Annotated in this window: 15 protein-coding genes; 11 read left to right on the top strand and 4 right to left on the bottom strand. The window is 66.0% G+C overall.

Annotated elements, in window-relative coordinates; translation table 11 throughout:
- Window positions 1–2: 2 nt before the first annotated feature.
- Genes N911_RS0103330 through N911_RS0103315 form a run of 4 tightly spaced genes read left to right on the top strand, consistent with a single transcriptional unit; the run spans window position 3 to window position 4,617 of the window.
- Complete coding sequence (locus N911_RS0103330; protein WP_035104287.1) at window positions 3–848, top strand: tetratricopeptide repeat protein; 846 nt, start codon at window positions 3–5, stop codon at window positions 846–848.
- Window positions 849–851: 3 nt separating this feature from the next.
- Entirely contained in the window at window positions 852–1,712 is an 861-nt protein-coding gene (locus N911_RS0103325; protein WP_029894324.1) for an HDOD domain-containing protein, read from the top strand.
- A complete protein-coding gene (gene recJ / locus N911_RS0103320) occupies window positions 1,709–3,436 on the top strand; it encodes a single-stranded-DNA-specific exonuclease RecJ (RefSeq protein WP_029894322.1) in 1,728 nt (575 codons plus the stop codon). Before N911_RS0103325 ends, recJ begins: the two co-directional genes overlap by 4 nt.
- Window positions 3,433–4,617, top strand: coding sequence for an AI-2E family transporter (locus tag N911_RS0103315; protein ID WP_051693879.1), 1,185 nt, complete (start codon window positions 3,433–3,435; stop codon window positions 4,615–4,617). Before recJ ends, N911_RS0103315 begins: the two co-directional genes overlap by 4 nt.
- Here N911_RS0103315 and N911_RS0103310 read toward each other — a convergent pair.
- Genes N911_RS0103310 through lipB form a run of 3 tightly spaced genes read right to left on the bottom strand, consistent with a single transcriptional unit; the run spans window position 4,614 to window position 6,404 of the window.
- Window positions 4,614–4,934, bottom strand: a complete 321-nt coding sequence (locus tag N911_RS0103310; protein WP_029894318.1) for an HNH endonuclease — start codon at window positions 4,932–4,934, stop codon at window positions 4,614–4,616. The two genes, N911_RS0103315 and N911_RS0103310, sit on opposite strands and share 4 nt — an antisense overlap.
- Complete coding sequence (lipA, locus tag N911_RS0103305; RefSeq protein ID WP_029894315.1) at window positions 4,931–5,809, bottom strand: lipoyl synthase; 879 nt, start codon at window positions 5,807–5,809, stop codon at window positions 4,931–4,933. The genes N911_RS0103310 and lipA overlap by 4 nt, the downstream gene beginning before the upstream one ends.
- Window positions 5,745–6,404, bottom strand: a complete 660-nt coding sequence (lipB, locus tag N911_RS0103300; protein WP_029894313.1) for a lipoyl(octanoyl) transferase LipB — start codon at window positions 6,402–6,404, stop codon at window positions 5,745–5,747. Before lipB ends, lipA begins: the two co-directional genes overlap by 65 nt.
- Window positions 6,405–6,586: 182 nt before the next feature.
- Between lipB and N911_RS0103295 the strand changes: the two genes are divergently transcribed.
- The 7 genes from N911_RS0103295 (at window position 6,587) to N911_RS0103265 (ending at window position 13,334) form a co-directional block, all read left to right on the top strand.
- The gene (locus N911_RS0103295) at window positions 6,587–7,237 is read left to right on the top strand and encodes a succinate dehydrogenase/fumarate reductase transmembrane subunit (protein WP_029894311.1); all 651 of its coding nucleotides are present in this window, start codon (window positions 6,587–6,589) and stop codon (window positions 7,235–7,237) included.
- Window positions 7,238–7,247: 10 nt separating this feature from the next.
- Window positions 7,248–9,077 carry a fumarate reductase flavoprotein subunit gene (locus tag N911_RS0103290; RefSeq protein WP_029894310.1) on the top strand — a complete coding sequence of 610 codons (1,830 nt, stop codon included), beginning with the start codon at window positions 7,248–7,250 and terminating at the stop codon, window positions 9,075–9,077.
- 9 nt (window positions 9,078–9,086) lie between these two features.
- Window positions 9,087–9,827, top strand: a complete 741-nt coding sequence (locus tag N911_RS0103285; RefSeq protein ID WP_029894308.1) for a fumarate reductase iron-sulfur subunit — start codon at window positions 9,087–9,089, stop codon at window positions 9,825–9,827.
- 8 nt (window positions 9,828–9,835) lie between these two features.
- Complete coding sequence (locus tag N911_RS0103280; protein ID WP_029894306.1) at window positions 9,836–10,675, top strand: fumarate hydratase; 840 nt, start codon at window positions 9,836–9,838, stop codon at window positions 10,673–10,675.
- On the top strand, window positions 10,675–11,250 hold the full coding sequence (locus N911_RS0103275; RefSeq protein WP_029894304.1) for a Fe-S-containing hydro-lyase: 576 nt from the start codon (window positions 10,675–10,677) through the stop codon (window positions 11,248–11,250). The genes N911_RS0103280 and N911_RS0103275 overlap by 1 nt, the downstream gene beginning before the upstream one ends.
- 84 nt (window positions 11,251–11,334) lie before the next feature.
- Complete coding sequence (locus tag N911_RS0103270; RefSeq protein ID WP_029894302.1) at window positions 11,335–12,606, top strand: EAL and HDOD domain-containing protein; 1,272 nt, start codon at window positions 11,335–11,337, stop codon at window positions 12,604–12,606.
- Window positions 12,603–13,334, top strand: coding sequence for a DUF429 domain-containing protein (locus tag N911_RS0103265; protein ID WP_051693878.1), 732 nt, complete (start codon window positions 12,603–12,605; stop codon window positions 13,332–13,334). Before N911_RS0103270 ends, N911_RS0103265 begins: the two co-directional genes overlap by 4 nt.
- A 19-nt stretch (window positions 13,335–13,353) precedes the next feature.
- Here the strand turns inward: N911_RS0103265 and N911_RS0103260 are convergent, their stop codons facing one another.
- On the bottom strand, window positions 13,354–15,048 hold the full coding sequence (locus tag N911_RS0103260) for a glutamine--tRNA ligase/YqeY domain fusion protein (RefSeq protein ID WP_029894298.1): 1,695 nt from the start codon (window positions 15,046–15,048) through the stop codon (window positions 13,354–13,356).
- Between the last annotated feature and the right edge of the window lie 113 nt (window positions 15,049–15,161).

Below are 15,161 nucleotides of genomic sequence, written 5' to 3'. Positions count from 1 at the left end.
ACGTGGATTTCCAGTACACCCCCGGCAAGACCAGCAAGAAACAAAAGGGCGGCCAGCCGGACGGGGAAGGCACGCCCCGCCGCGAGGAGAAGATCAAGGGGGTATTCTCAACCCAGTCCGTAAACAAGGTGGGCACCGGCTCCACCACACGCCGCACCATCAACAAGACCTACTGGTACGTCCAGGAGGCCAAGGGCGGCGACATCGAGGTCCAGCCGCTGAACCGCAATTACGTGCCCTCCGGCCCCAAGCGGAGCGTGCCCAGGAACGAATTTCTACAAAAATTCTCCCCGGAGCCTGAGTTCTACGTCTCCACCGTCTTCCCCAAGATGAAGGAGCTCAGCGAAACCATCGTCCGCGGCGAACGGCACCGCGAACAGGGCGCGACGTACAGCGCCGAATTCGAGTTCGACACCGCGCTCAACGTGGACGAGGACAACGTGCGGGCCAATTTCGGTCTGGGTTTGACCTACATGGACCGCGGGGAAAAGCAGAAGGCCAATGACATCTTCGAGCGGCTGGTCAAGCTGGAAGCCGCCTTTGAGAAACAGCACAAGCACCTTTTCAACGAGTTCGGCATCTCCCTGCGCAAAAGCCAGATGCACGACCAGGCGGTGGAATACTACCAACGCGCCATGGAACTGACCCAGGAGGACGAAAACCTGGTCCTGAATATGGCCCGCGCCTATTTCGAGAAGGGCGACATGGAGAGTTGCGTCACACACGTCCGGCGCGCACTGGAGATCAACCCGGACATGGAGGAGGCCCGCAAGTTCCGGGATTACCTGCAACGCAAGAACCATGTCGCCGAGCCGCCTCCAGGCGGAGGCGAGAAAACCTCCGGGTAGGTCATGCAATTGGAAAGGGGACAGCAATTCCTCTCTTCCCTGGCGGACCACCGCTTCGACCTGCCCTTCTCCCCGGACCTGCTGGGCAGGCTCTTCAACCAAACCAAGGAAAGCTCCCTGGCCTCGCTGGATGAAATCGCCCGCACCATAGAGGTTGACCAGGGACTCACGGCCAAGATCCTCTCCCTGGCCAATTCCGCCTATTACGGACTGCAGTCCCAAGTGAACTCCGTTTCCCGCGCGGCAACCGTTCTGGGACTCAAGGAAATCCGCAACATCGTCCTGGCCCTTTCCGTACGCTGCTTGGCCACAACCCACCCCCTGCCGGATGAGTTCGATCTGCGCGTCTACTGGAGGCACCAGATACGGGTGGCTCTGATCTGCGGCGAGGTCGCCCGCCGCGCTGGCGAAGCCGATCCCGACAGCCTGCACACCGCCGGCCTGCTTCACGACCTAGGCAAGCTCATCACGGCCATGCTGGCTCCGGAGGACTGGCGGGCCATCGCCGCGCTGCGCCGCGAAAAGGGGTTGGCCCCGGAAAAGGCCGAGGACCTCTACTGGGGCATCGACCACGGTGTGGTGGGGTCGCTGGTGCTGCGTGCCTGGAACCTTCCCCCGGAACTCACCGAGCCCGTCAACTGGCACCACACCCCGCGCAGCAGCCCGGATTTCCGGCGCGCCTCCACCCTGCTCTGCCTGGCCGACGCCCTGCTGCGCAGCCACACGGACGACGCGACCTGGGCGGAGCAGGCCGACACCCTCTGCGACGAACTGGACCTCTCCCGCGAGTCGGCCGAAGAGGCGGTGTTGGCCGCCCTGGCCAACGAGACCGTGGAACACTTCATCTCCGAGGTGGCGGCGTGAACCGCAGCCGCTGGATTGTTCGCCCCTTCCCCGAGGACCCCTTCACCACACCCGCCGAGGCGGGCCGCAGCCTGGGCGTCTCCCCCACGGTGGCCCAGCTTCTGCTCTCACGCGGGCTGGAAAGCCTGGAGGAGATGGAGGTGTTTCTGAATCCCGGCCTGCGGCACCTTTGCGCCCCGGAGTCGGTCCCCGGCTTGCGTGAAGCGGCCGAGGCACTGGCCCGGGGGCTTGAGCGCGGCAAGCGCATGGCCGTCTGGGGCGACTACGACGTGGACGGCGTGACCTCCACGGCCATGTGCATGGATTTCCTGAAAAAGCGCGGCTTCGCTGCGGTCAGTCACATTCCGGACCGCCGCGAGGAGGGCTACGGCCTGAACACGGCGGGCATCGAACGGCTGGCCGAGGACGGTGTGGAACTGCTGCTCACCGTGGACTGCGGCGTGTCGGACGTTGAACCCATCGAGCGGGCGCGCGAGCTGGGCATGGAGGTGGTGGTTTCCGACCACCACCTGCCGCCGGACGAGCTGCCCCGCGCCCTGGCCGTGTGCAACCCACGCCTGGGCGGGGACTGCGCCTGCGCCGACCTGGCCGGGGTGGGCGTGGCCTTCTTCCTGCTGGCCGCTCTCAACCGCCTTCTGCCGGGCGATCCGGTGGACATGCGCCAGTATCTGGACCTCGTGGCCCTGGGCACCCTGGCCGACGTGGTGCCGCTTCAAGGGCAGAACCGCATCCTGGCCAAGAACGGGTTGCTGCTCATCAAGGAGGCGGCCCGCCCCGGGCTATTCGCCCTCAAGGAGGCGGCCGGGTTCGCACCACAGGCCCCGCTGGGGGCCGGACAGGTGGTATTCGGCCTAGCTCCGCGCATCAACGCCGCCGGACGCCTGGGCCACGCCCGTGACGCCCTGGACATGCTGCTGGCCCCGGACAAGGAGACCGCCCGCCCCCTGGCGGCCAAACTGGACGAGCTCAACTCCACCCGCAGAGGCGAGGAGGAGGCCATCACCAAGGCCGCGCTGGAGCAGGCCGAACCGTTCGGCGAACGGCCGGGCATCGTGGTGGCTGGAGAGGACTGGCACCCCGGAGTCATCGGCATCGTGGCCTCGCGGCTGGTGGAGCGGTTCTACCGCCCCGCCCTGGTGCTCACGCGCGAAAACGGCCTGCTCAAGGGCTCCGGCCGCTCCACCCGCGAGTTCGACCTGCACGGCGGCCTGGGCCAGTGCGCCCACCTGTTGGAGGGCTACGGCGGGCACAAGCAGGCGGCCGGGCTGAGCCTGTTGCCGGAGAATCTCGACGCCCTGCGCGCGGCCTTCGAAAGCGCCGTCAACGCCCAACTGGGCGAGGAGATGCCGCCGCCGTCGCTGCTGCTGGACGCGGAACTTGGGCTGGAAGGCATCGATCATGTACTGCTGCGCGAGCTGGAGATGATGCAGCCCTTCGGCGCGGGCAATCCGGAGCCCGCCTTTCTCTCACCCCGGCTCACCGTGGAGGGGATGTCCCGCTTCGGCAAAAACCACCTCAAGATGCGGCTGCGCGATGCAGACTCCGGCAGGGCGCTCAAGGCCAAGGCCTGGCGGCAAGCGGACGAGATTTCACCCAAGGTGGCGGGCAAACAGGTGCGGGTGGCCTTCACCCCCAAGATAGACACGTACGGCGGCGTGCCCACCATCGAGATGCACGTGCGCGACCTGCGGGTGGACGAGGATGTCCGCCGGGGTACGCCATGAAGCGCATCCGCGACACGTTGGCCAGAGCCAACCGCTCGGGCGGCTTCTACGCCTGGTTCCCCATCCTGCTGCTGATCTTTTCCCTGTACTTGGCCTATCTGGTGGTGCGGCCCTTCCTGCACGCCGTCATCCTGGCCCTGGTGCTGGCGGCCATCTTCAATCCCATCAACGAGTGGCTGAACAGGTTCGTGGCTAACCGCCGGGGGTTTTCCTCGGGGATTACCGTGGCGCTCATCGTGGTGGTCATCTGCATCCCGGCCTTCCTCTTCATCACCGGGCTGGCCGGACAGGGCACCCAATCCCTGGCCCGATTCAACGCCTGGCTGATGGAGTCAGACTTCAAGAGCTTTTTGCAGGACTACAACCTCGCCCCCGCCCTGGACTGGCTGCACCAGAAGATGCCCTTCCTGGACACCTCCAAGCTGGACATCCAGACCAAGATCATCGACTTCAGCCAATCCCTCGGCCGCGATCTCATCACCATGGGGACCAATCTCATCGGCAACCTGGTGATCCTTTCCATCCAGTTCCTGCTGATGCTGGTCATCCTCTTCTACCTGTTCAAGGACGGCCCGCTGTGGCTGGAGAACGTCAAGTACCTGCTGCCCCTGCGGCGGGACCAGGCCGACGCGGTGCTGGACAGCCTCAGGCGCGTCAGCCGGGCTGTCCTGGTTGGCGGTCTGCTGGTGGCCACCCTGCAGGGCATCGTGGGCGGGTTCGCCCTCTACCTGGTGGGCATCAAGCCGCTTTTCTGGGGTTCCATGATCGCCCTGGCCTCCCTGGTGCCCTTCATCGGCACGGGCATGATCTGGATTCCCATCGCCATCACCATGGTCTTCAACGGCGAATGGCAGCCCGCACTCTTTTTGGCAGCCTGGTTCATCATCATCGTGGTGCAGATCGATACCTTCCTGCGCCCGGTCTTTATGAAGGAATCCGCCGGGCTGCCGGTCTTCTTCATCTTCCTCTCGGTCATCGGCGGGGTGCAGGCCTTCGGAGCCGGGGGCATCATTTACGGCCCGCTGGTGCTCTCCTTCGTCACGGCCATGGTCCGCATCTACGGCCGCGAGTACGGGCACATCCTGGACGGAGACCTGGAGGAGCCGGAAACGCCCCTTGAAGAGGAATTGGAAGAGGCAGGGGAAAACGGGGAAATGGAAGAGAACGAGGCGAAAGCCTAGCGCCCGCTCGCCGCCTTCCACCCCCGCAGCTTGGGCTTGAAGCCGTCCGGCTTGCCCGCGAGCCAGTCCCTCCACTTGGCCACCCGTTCGTCCGACAGAATGGCCTCCAGAGTATTGTACTCCCCGGCCAGTTCCTTTTCGGAAAAGGTCTGGTGCACCGTGGAGTGGCAGGCCCGGCAGAGCGGCACGGTCTCTTGCAGCCGCTCCTCCTCCACCCCTTTCTTCTTCAACCGCTTATGCAGCTTGCGCGGTATCAGATGATGCCGCGTGGTGGGCGCCCCCCGCCCGCACATGGCGCAGGGTTCGGCCTGTGTCATGCTTCCTTTCCGGCCCGGGCGAACATTTCCGCGTTGTAGCTGGACCGCACCAGGGGGGCGGCGAAGGTGTGGGGGATGCCCAGGCTCTCGCCGTAGCGGGCGTACTCTTCAAAGACGTCCGGGTGGACGTAGCGCTTGACCGGGGGATGCTGGAGGCTGGGGCGCATGTACTGGCCCACGGTGACGATGTCGCAGCCCGCCCCGGCCAGGTCGCGCATGGTCTCGCGCACCTGCTCATCCGTCTCGCCCAAGCCCACCATGAGGCCGGATTTGACCGGGGTGTCCGGGGCTATCGCCTTGGAGCGGCGCAAAAGCTCCAGGCTGCGGGCGTAGTCCGCCTGGGGGCGGATTTTCGGGGACAGGGCGCGGGCCGTCTCCAGGTTGTGATTGAGCACGTCGGGCCTGGCGCCCAGCACGGTCCGCAGGTCCCCCTCCTCGCCCTTGAAGTCCGGGATGAGCACCTCGGTGGTGGCCCGGGGCAGCGCCTGGCGGATGGCCCGCAGGGTGGCCGCGAAATGGCCCGCGCCGCCGTCGGCCAAGTCGTCGCGGGTCACGGAGGTGACAACGACGTGGGACAGTTCCAGCCGCCTGGCGGCCTCGGCCACGCGCTCGGGCTCGTCCGGCTCCACTGGCTGGGGCGCGCCCGGCGAGATGTTGCAGAAGCGGCAGTCGCGGGTGCAGTTGCGGCCCAGGATGAGGAAGGTGGCCACACCCTTGCCGAAGCACTCGAACAGGTTGGGGCACTTGGCCCCCTGGCAGACCGTGTTCAGGTTCAGGTCGGCCAGCAGGTCGCGCGTGCCGCCCTTGCACCTACTTTGCGGGAGTTTGACCCGCAGCCAGGGCGGAATCCGTAAAATGTCCTCTGATTCGCTCACCGAGCAGTTCCTTCATCTTGTCCGTGGTCACGGCCTCGTCCCCGCGCTCCAAAGCCACCGAGGTGGCCGTGGCGTCGGGCAGGCCGCAGAGGGTGATGGCTTCGAACAGCGACAAGCCCGGCCCCACGTTGAGGGCCAGGCCGTGGTAGGTGATCCAGCGTTTGACCGCCAGCCCCACCGAGGCGATCTTGCCGCGTTCCGTCCAGACACCCGGATAGCCATCCCTGCGGTGCGCGGCAACCCCCGCGTCCGCCAGGGCGGCCACAGCGGCATCCTCCAGACCATCGAACACCGCCCGCAATCCGCCCGGCCTGCGGGCCACGCGAAAGATGGGATAGGCCACAACCTGCCCCGGAAAATGACAGGTCACCTTGCCGCCCCGCTCCGACTTGGCCACTTCCACCCCGCGCTGCCGCAGCACCGGTTCGGGCAGGTGCAGAAACTCCTCCCCGCCGTGGCGGCCGAATGTGATCACCGGCTGGTGCTCCAGCAGAAACAGGGTCTCCTCGCCTCCGGCCTCCACTTCGGCCAGCCGTTCCTTTTGCCTGGCCAGGGCGTCGGCGTAGGAGATCAGCCCCAGGTCTTCAATGCGCATCCAAATCCTTCCGAGTAACGGGGGAGAGTGTCGCGTCCAAGGCGTCACAATTGACAAATTCCCTGGAAATCCTCAATATCGCCGTGCTTCGCGCCCAGGGGCGGTAGCGAGACGCCGCTTCGTCCCTCCGCGACTTTCCGGGCCCCTACGGCCCTTTTCTTTTCCAACCGAGTGGAGGAAGCATGTCCGTGGACACGACCATGCACGTGGCCAGGCCCACCCGCCGGGACGCCTACCTGGACTGGCTGCAGATGCTCTCCGGAGCGGCCCTGGTGCTGTTCATGTGGTGCCATCTCATACTGGTGGCCTCGGTGGTCATCGGACCTTCGGTGATGAACGCCATCGCCGAGTTCTTCGAGTCCACCTACATGGCCCAAGTCGGCGGCCCGCTGATCTTCCTCCTGCTCCTCTTCCACTTCGTCCTGGCGGCGCGCAAAATCCCCTTCCGCGCCGAGGGGCAGACCACCATCATACGCCATGCCCGCATGCTGCGCCACCGCGACACTTGGCTGTGGCTGGTGCAGGTTGTCTCGGCCATGGTCATCCTTATCATGGGCGCCATCCACATGTGGGTGGTGCTCACCGACCTGCCCATCACCGCGACCAAATCCGCCGAACGCATCCAGGGCGGCTTCTGGCTGGTCTTCTACCTGGTGCTGCTGCCCATGGTGGAACTGCACGTCTCCATCGGCCTCTACCGCCTCGGGGTCAAGTGGGGCTTCATCCGCTCGGACAACCGCGCCGCGGCCAAGAAGGCCGAGGGCATCCTCATCCTGCTGTTCATCGCCATCGGCCTGCTGGCCCTCATCCGCTTCCTGACCTTGACCGCCTAGGGGAGACCGCATGCAGACATTCTACTCCGATCTGCTCGTCATCGGCGCCGGTTTGGCCGGCGAACGCATCGCCGTGGAGGCGGCCGAGACCGGGGCGGCCGTGACCGTACTGTCCATCGTGCCCGCCCGCCGCTCGCACTCCTCCGCCGCCCAGGGCGGCATGCAGGCGGCCCTGGGCAACTGCGCCATGGGCAAGGACGACTGCCCGGACGTCCACTTCCAGGACACGGTCAAGGGCTCGGACTGGGGCTGCGATCAGGAAGTGGCCCGCCTCTTCGCCGACACCGCGCCCATCGAGATGCGCAGGCTGGCTCACTGGGGCGTGCCCTGGAACCGCGTGGTGCCGGGCAAGTCCTTCTTCTACAAGGGCGGCGAGAAATTTGAGAAGTATGAAGAGCCGGAGAAGGAAGGGCTCATCACCGCCCGCTCCTTCGGCGGCACAGCCAAGTGGCGCACCTGCTACACCTCGGACGGCACGGGCCACGCGGTGATGTGCACCATGGACAACCGCTGCGCGGAACTGGGCATCGACGTGCGCGACCGCTCCGAGGCCATCGCCCTCATCCACGACGGAGAGACATGCTACGGCGCCATCGTCCGCTGCCTGCGCACGGGCGAGCTGCAGGCCTACATCGCCCGCGCCACGGCCATCTGCACCGGCGGCTTCGGCCGCATCTACAAGGCCACCACCAATGCGGTCATCTGCGACGGCGGCGGCCACATCATCGCCATGGACACCGGCCAGGTCCCCCTGGGCAACCCCGAGGCCATCCAGTTCCACCCCACCGGCATCGTGCCCACGGACATCCTGGTCACCGAGGGATGCCGGGGCGACGGCGGCACCCTCCTCGACAAGAACGAGGAGCGGTTCATGCACATCTACGAGCCGGATAAGGCGGAATTGGCCTCCCGCGACGTGGTCTCCCGCTGGATGACCCACCACATGCGCCAGGGCAAGGGTGTGGAGAGTCCCTACGGCCAGCACCTCTGGCTGGACATCCGCCACCTGGGCGATCAGCACATCTCCACCAAGCTGCGCGAGGTGGACGAAATCTGCCATCACTTCCTGGGCATCGACCCCCGCACCCAGCTCATCCCGGTGCGTCCCACCCAGCACTACACCATGGCCGGCATCCGCACGGACCGCGACGGCGCTGCCTACGGGCTGAAGGGCCTCTTCTCCGCTGGCGAGGCCGCCTGCTGGGACATGCACGGCTTCAACCGCCTGGGCGGCAACTCCCTGGCCGAAACCGTGGTGGCCGGGGGCATTGTGGGCCGCAAGGTGGCCGAGTTCCTCCAGGGGCACGACGTGAGCTTCAGGACCTCCCTGGTCAGCGACGCCGTGGCCGCCCAGGAGGATCGCATCAAGGCGCTGGCCTCCTGCCGCAACGGCTCCGAGAGCGTCTACAAGGTGCGCTCGGCCATGCAGGACGCCCTCATGGACGGCTGCTTCGTATTCCGCACCGGCGAGGGGCTGCAGCAGGCCGTGGACACCCTCAAGGAAGTCTACGAGCGCGCCGGACGCGTGGGACTGCGCTCCAACGGGCGCGGGGCCAACCCGGAGCTGGCCGCGGCCCTAAAGATCCGCGGACAGGTGCGGCTGGCCCAGTGCATCGCCTCCGCCGCCCTGGCCCGCACCGAATCGCGCGGCTCCCACACCCGCGAGGACCATCCAGAGCGCAACGACCGAGACTGGCTGAACCGCACCCTGGCCTACTGGAAGGAGGGAGCGGACGTACCCGAACTGCGCTACGAGCCCGCCACCTACGTCTTCGAGATTCCTCCCGGCGACCGCGGCTACGGCGGCGGCAAGATCATCAAGGCCGACGAGCCCAAATAGGAGGACATCATGGCGCGACTGCTCAAATTCAATATCTTCCGCTACAATCCCCAGGATCCCGACTCCCGGCCGCACATGCAGGAATTCGTGCTGGAGGAGGCCGAGAACATGACCCTGTTCATCGCGCTGAACATGCTGCGCGAGGAGCAGGACCCCTCCCTGCAGTTCGACTTCTGCTGCCGCGCGGGCATCTGCGGCTCCTGCGCCATGGTCGTCAACGGCCGCCCCGGCCTGGCCTGCCAGACCAAAACCGCGGACATGGACACTGACATCACCCTCCTGCCCCTGCCGGTGTACAAGCTCATCGGCGACCTCTCGGTGGATACCGGGGTCTGGTTCCGCGAAATGTACCAGAAGACCGAGTCCTGGATTCACACTAAAAAGGTCTTCGACCCCGGCCAGCTAGAAGAACGCATGGACAACGCCGTGGCCGAGGACATCTACGAGTTGGAGCGCTGCATCGAGTGCGGCTGCTGCGTCTCGGCCTGCGGCACGGCGCGGCTGCGCGACGACTTCATGGGCGCGGCCGCCCTCAACCGGGTGGCGCGGTTCGTGGTGGACCCGCGCGACGAGCGCACCGACCGCGACTACTTCGAGATCATCGGCAACGACGAGGGCATCTTCGGCTGCATGGGCCTTCTGGCCTGCGAGGACGTCTGTCCCAAGGGCCTGCCCCTGCAGAACCAGCTCGGCTTCCTGCGCCGCAAGATGGGCATCACCGCGCTGAAGAACATCTTCCGGCGCAACTAGGAGGGGCCATGCGCGAGATAGACGCCCAGACAATCATCGACCGGGTGGCGGCCATGTGCGTCAGCGCCAACCGTAACCTGCCCAGGGACGTGCGCCGCAAGTTCGAGGAGGCGGCCGCGGCCGAGGAATCCGAAGCCGCCAAGGAAATCTTCCGGCAACTGCTGGAAAACTGCGACCTGGCCGCGGAGAGCGGCCTGCCCCTGTGCCAGGACACCGGCTTGGCCGTCTTTTTCGTGGAGATGGGCGAGAACGTCCGGGTGAAGGGCATGACCCTGCGCGAGGCGATCAACCAGGGCGTCATCAAGGGCTACGAGGAAGGCTTTCTGCGCAAGTCCGCCTGCCACCCGCTCACCCGGGCCAACACCGGAGACAATACTCCGGCCATCGTGCACATCGACCTGGTGCCGGGCGACAAACTCAAGATCGGCTTCATGGCCAAGGGCGGCGGCAGCGAAAACATGAGCCGCGTGACCATGCTGGCCCCGGCCCAGGGATGGGAGGGCATCAAGAAGTTCGTGGTCAACCGCGTGGCCGAGGCCGGACCCAACCCCTGCCCGCCCATCGTCGTGGGCGTGGGCATCGGCGGTACCTTCGAGTTGGCTCCGACGCTGGCCAAGAAGGCCCTGCTGCGCAAGCTGGACGACGCCAATCCCGACCCCGATCTGCAAGCCAAGGAAGAGGAGCTGCTGGAGGCCATCAACGCCCTGGGCATCGGCCCCATGGGGCTGGGCGGCAAGACCACGGCCCTGGGGGTGAAGATTTCCATGCACCCCTGCCACATAGCCTCCCTGCCGCTGGCCGTGAACATCCAGTGCCACTCCGCCCGCCACGAGGAGGTCGTCATCTAATGGCCGAATACTCCCTGACCACCCCGCTGACCGACGAAAACCTGGCCCAGCTCCGCGCCGGAGACGTGGTCAAGCTGACCGGCACCATCTACACAGCCCGCGACGCCGCCCACAAGCGGCTCATCGACCTGCTGGACAAAGGCGACAAGCTGCCCTTCGAACTCCAGGGCGCGGTGGTCTACTACGTCGGCCCCTCCCCGGCTCCCGAGGGGCGCCCCATCGGCTCGGCCGGGCCCACCACCTCCTACCGCATGGACACCTACGCCTTCCGGCTGCACAGCCTGGGGCTGAAGGCCACCGTGGGCAAGGGCAAACGGTCCGATGAAGTCAAGCAGGCTCTGAGGGACCACACAGCGGTCTATTTCGGGGCCACCGGCGGGGCCGGGGCGCTGCTTTCCCAGCGCATCAAGGAAGCCAAGGTCATCGCCTTCGAGGAACTGGGGCCGGAAGCCATCCGCGAACTGACCGTGGAGGACTTTCCCCTGCTGGTCATCAACGACGCCCACGGCAACGAACTGTACGCCGTTCCCGACCGCCCGGCCGCCGGAATCGCCGACTACGCGCCACCGGCCTGAGCCTTTTGCACGGCCGGAGCCGAGCCGACCGCTCGACCCCGGTCTTTCTTTCGCCTAATCTGGGCCTTGGGAGGGGGAGCCTGGATGACTGCGGAACACGACGCCGAAATAAACTACGAGCCGGTTTTCGTGGCCCGGCAGCCCATATTCGATCTGGACGAGCGAATCTGGGGCTATGAGCTGCTCTACCGCCACTGCGGGGACGCGGTCGCGGCTCAACTGCCGGACCCGGATACGGCCACAGCCCGGGTCATCGCGGACGGGTTCGATGCCGCCCTGCCCTCCATCGCCGCCGGGCGAAAGGTTCTCATCAACTTCACCGAGCGCATGTTGCTGGAAGGCGCGGCCTACGCCCTGCCCAAGGAGCACTACGTGGTGGAGATCCTGGAGGACGTGCCTCCGACCCCCGACATCCTCACGGCTTTGGAAGAGCTGCAAAAGACCGGGTACGCCGTGGCGCTGGACGACTACACGGGCCAGGAATCGGCGCACCCCCTGCTGCCTTACGCCGACTTGATCAAGGTGGATGTGCTGGGCTTGAGCACGGAAGAAATAGGGCGGCTGGCTGGACGCCTGGCCCCGTACGGCCGCCCCCTGCTGGCGGAGAAGGTCGAGGACGCCCGAACACTGGACCACGCCAGGAAACTCGGCTTCACCCTCTTCCAGGGGTTCCATTTCTCAAGGCCGGAGATCATCCCTGGCCGCAAGGTGTCCGCCGGAGCCACGGCCAAGTTCCAACTGCTCCAGGAATTCACCGGCAAGGACTACGACACCCAGCGGCTCGGCGAGATCATCTCCGGTGACATATCCCTGAGCTACCGCCTGCTGCAGCACCTCAACTCCGCCCATTTCGGCCTGCGGAGCGAGGTGCGCTCCATCCAGCACGCCATCACCCTGCTGGGCTACCGGGCCCTGCGCAAATGGCTTATGGTGGTCATCATCTCCGACGTCGCCCCCTCCACCAAGGCGGAGGAATTGGCTTTCACCGCCCTGCTGCGGGCACGTTTCCTGGAACGCTTGGCCGAGACCCTGGGGCGCCCGGAAACACGGCCGGACACCATGTTCCTGCTGGGCATGCTCTCCAGGCTGGATGCCCTGCTCGGCCGCTCCATGGAGGAACTTGTCGAAACCATGCCCCTGGAGGAACAGGTGCGGGAAGCCCTGCTTGGCAGGGAATGCCGGTTACGCTCCCATCTGGACCTGATTGAATCCCTGGAGCATGGGGATTGGCCCAGCGCCCTGCGCAAGCTTGAGGAACACGGTCTTTCCAGGGAGCAGGCGGCCGGAATCCACGCCGAGGCCTCGGCCTGGGCCGGTCAGATCATGGGCGCGGCTATGGAGATGAAAGCGGCTTGACCACGTGGTTGGCGGGCGTTGACTGCGCCACGGACCCGCGCCGGGTGGGGTTGGCCCTGGCCCGGCTGGATGGAGAACGGCTGGTTGTGCTGGAGGCCCTGCCAGGCCAAAGCCGTGAACAAATAGCCGACCAGCTTGCGGACTGGCTGGTCAGCCACCCTCCCTTGCTCCTCTGCCTGGACGCTCCCCTGGGCTGGCCCGCGCCGCTGGCGGAATCCCTGTCCACCCACCTCGCCGGTGACGCCCTGCCCGGCGACCCCGACCATCTCTTTTCCCGCCTCACCGACCGTGAGCTACGAACCAGGTTGGGCAAGCGGCCGCTGGAGGTGGGGGCCAACTTCATCGCCCGCACCGCCCGCTCCGCCCTGGCCCTGCTGGAGGACCTGCGCGAACGGACCGGACAGGCCATCCCCCTGCCCCTGCAATCCGGTCCGCTGGCTGAGTCCATGTCCGTCGAGGTCTATCCGGCGGGGGTGCTGGCAACGCGGCCCGACGCCCCCGCCGGAGACAAGCGCAAGGCGGATGTCCGTGAAAAGCTGCTGGAATGGCTGGCCGAGGAGATGGAGTTGCCAAAGGCCACATACGAGGCCGCCCTGGCCTCGGACCATGTGGCCGACGCCCTGCTCTGCCTGCTGGCGGGAAAGGACTTTCTGCTGGGACGGGCCGTCGCGCCCGGGTCGCACCAGATTGATGCGGCCCGGCGCGAGGGCTGGATATGGAGCGTCTAGCGGGCTTTCGCCCGCCGATCTACTTCTTCTGCTGCTTGGCGATCTTGGCCCAGGTGTCGCGCAGGGTGGCGGTGCGGTTGTAAACCGGCCTCTCCCCTGGCTTGTGCAGCTTGCGGTCGGCGCAGAAGTAGCCGTTGCGCTCGAACTGGCAGCGGTTCTCCGGCTCGGCCTCGGCCAATTCCGGCTCCACGTATCCCTGCACGATTTCCAGGGAATTGGGGTTGAGGAACTGGTGCAGTTCCTCGCCGCTCTTCACCTTGGCCGGGTCGGGCTCGTCGATGAGGTGCTCGTAGAGGCGGATTTCCGCGGGCTTGGCATACTTGGCCGAGAGCCAGTGCAGGGTGCCCTTCACCTTGCGCCCGTCCTCGCTCCAGCCGCCCCGGGTGTGGGGATCGTACTCGCACTTCACCTCCATCACCTCGCCGGACTCGTCCTTCACCACCTCGGTGCAGGTCACGTAGTAGGCGTAGCGAAGGCGCACCTCCTTGCCGGGAGCCAGACGGAAAAACTTGCGCGGCGGCTCCTCCATGAAGTCGTTGCGCTCGATCCACAGCTCCCGGGTGAAGGGCAGCTTGCGCGAGCCCATGTCATGCTCCGGGTGGTAGGGGAACTCGAACCACTCCTCCCCGTCCTCGGGGTAGTTGGTGATGGTCAGCTTCAGCGGCCGCATGACGCCCATCATGCGGGCGGCCCGGTGGTTGAGGTCCTCGCGCAGGCAGTGCTCCAGCAGGGCGAACTCCACCAGGTTGTTGCGCTTGGCCACGCCGATGCGCTCGGCGAAGTCGCGGATGGACTCCGGAGTGTAGCCCCGGCGGCGGATGCCGGAGATGGTGGGCATGCGCGGGTCATCCCAGCTTTCCACCACGCCGTCCTGGACAAGCTGGATGAGCTTGCGCTTGGAGAGCACGGTGTGGGTGATGTTCAGCCGGGCGAACTCGTACTGCCTGGGATGGTAGACCCCGAGGGCGTCCAGCACCCAGTCGTACAGCTCCCGGTTGTTTTCGAACTCCAGGGTACACAGGGAATGGGTAATGCCCTCGATGGAGTCCGAGAGGCAGTGGGTGTAGTCGTACATGGGGTAGATGCACCAGGCGTCGCCGGTGCGGTGGTGCGCGGTGTGACGGATGCGGTAGAGGGTGGGGTCGCGCATGATGACGTTGGGGTGGGCCATGTCGATCTTGGCCCGCAGCACGTGCTCCCCGTTACCGAACTCACCGGCCCGCATGCGCCGGAAGAGGTCCAGGTTCTCCTCCACGCTCCGTTCGCGGTGGGGGCTATTCTCGCCCGGCTCGGTCAGGGTTCCCCGCTTGGCCCGGATTTCCTCGGCGCTTTGGGAATCCACGTACGCCTTGCCCAGCTCGATGAGCTTCTCCGCGTACTGGTACAGTTGCTCGAAGTAGTCCGAGGCGTAGAACTCGCGGCCGTTCCAGTCGTAGCCCAGCCAGCGCACGTCCTCCTTGATGGAATCGACGTACTCCACCTCCTCCTTGAGGGGGTTGGTGTCGTCGAAGCGCAGATTGCACTTGCCGCCGTACTCCTCGGCCATGCCGAAATTAAGGCAAATGGACTTGGCGTGGCCGATGTGCAGGTAGCCGTTGGGCTCGGGCGGAAAGCGGGTGTGCACGTGGTCGTGCTTGCCCGAGGCGAGGTCCGCGTCGATGATTTCCCGGATGAAGTGGCGGGGTTTGTCTTTTTCGCTGGGCTTGTCGCTCATGTCGCGTCCTTTGTCTGATTTGTCGAAGGGCAATGTACGGCAAGTCCCGCGCCTGTCAATGGCTCCGCCGCCGGGGGGTGGACAGCCCGGCTTTTCATTGGGTAAGCAGATTG

Source organism: Desulfohalovibrio reitneri (assembly GCF_000711295.1).
GTDB classification, from domain to species: domain Bacteria; phylum Desulfobacterota; class Desulfovibrionia; order Desulfovibrionales; family Desulfovibrionaceae; genus Desulfohalovibrio; species Desulfohalovibrio reitneri.
This window is presented reverse-complemented; position numbering and strand designations above follow the sequence as displayed.

Excerpts from the sequence above, each read along its gene's own strand:
- N911_RS0103325 (WP_029894324.1), top strand. The coding sequence starts at position 852 with ATGCAATTGGAAAGGGGACAGCAATTCCTCTCTTCCCTGGCGGACCAC.
- N911_RS0103315 (WP_051693879.1), top strand. The coding sequence starts at position 3,433 with ATGAAGCGCATCCGCGACACGTTGGCCAGAGCCAACCGCTCGGGCGGC.
- N911_RS0103310 (WP_029894318.1), bottom strand. The coding sequence starts at position 4,934 with ATGACACAGGCCGAACCCTGCGCCATGTGCGGGCGGGGGGCGCCCACC.
- lipB (WP_029894313.1), bottom strand. The coding sequence starts at position 6,404 with ATGCGCATTGAAGACCTGGGGCTGATCTCCTACGCCGACGCCCTGGCC.
- N911_RS0103295 (WP_029894311.1), top strand. The coding sequence starts at position 6,587 with ATGTCCGTGGACACGACCATGCACGTGGCCAGGCCCACCCGCCGGGAC.
- N911_RS0103290 (WP_029894310.1), top strand. The coding sequence starts at position 7,248 with ATGCAGACATTCTACTCCGATCTGCTCGTCATCGGCGCCGGTTTGGCC.
- N911_RS0103285 (WP_029894308.1), top strand. The coding sequence starts at position 9,087 with ATGGCGCGACTGCTCAAATTCAATATCTTCCGCTACAATCCCCAGGAT.
- N911_RS0103280 (WP_029894306.1), top strand. The coding sequence starts at position 9,836 with ATGCGCGAGATAGACGCCCAGACAATCATCGACCGGGTGGCGGCCATG.
- N911_RS0103275 (WP_029894304.1), top strand. The coding sequence starts at position 10,675 with ATGGCCGAATACTCCCTGACCACCCCGCTGACCGACGAAAACCTGGCC.
- N911_RS0103270 (WP_029894302.1), top strand. The coding sequence starts at position 11,335 with ATGACTGCGGAACACGACGCCGAAATAAACTACGAGCCGGTTTTCGTG.
- N911_RS0103260 (WP_029894298.1), bottom strand. The coding sequence starts at position 15,048 with ATGAGCGACAAGCCCAGCGAAAAAGACAAACCCCGCCACTTCATCCGG.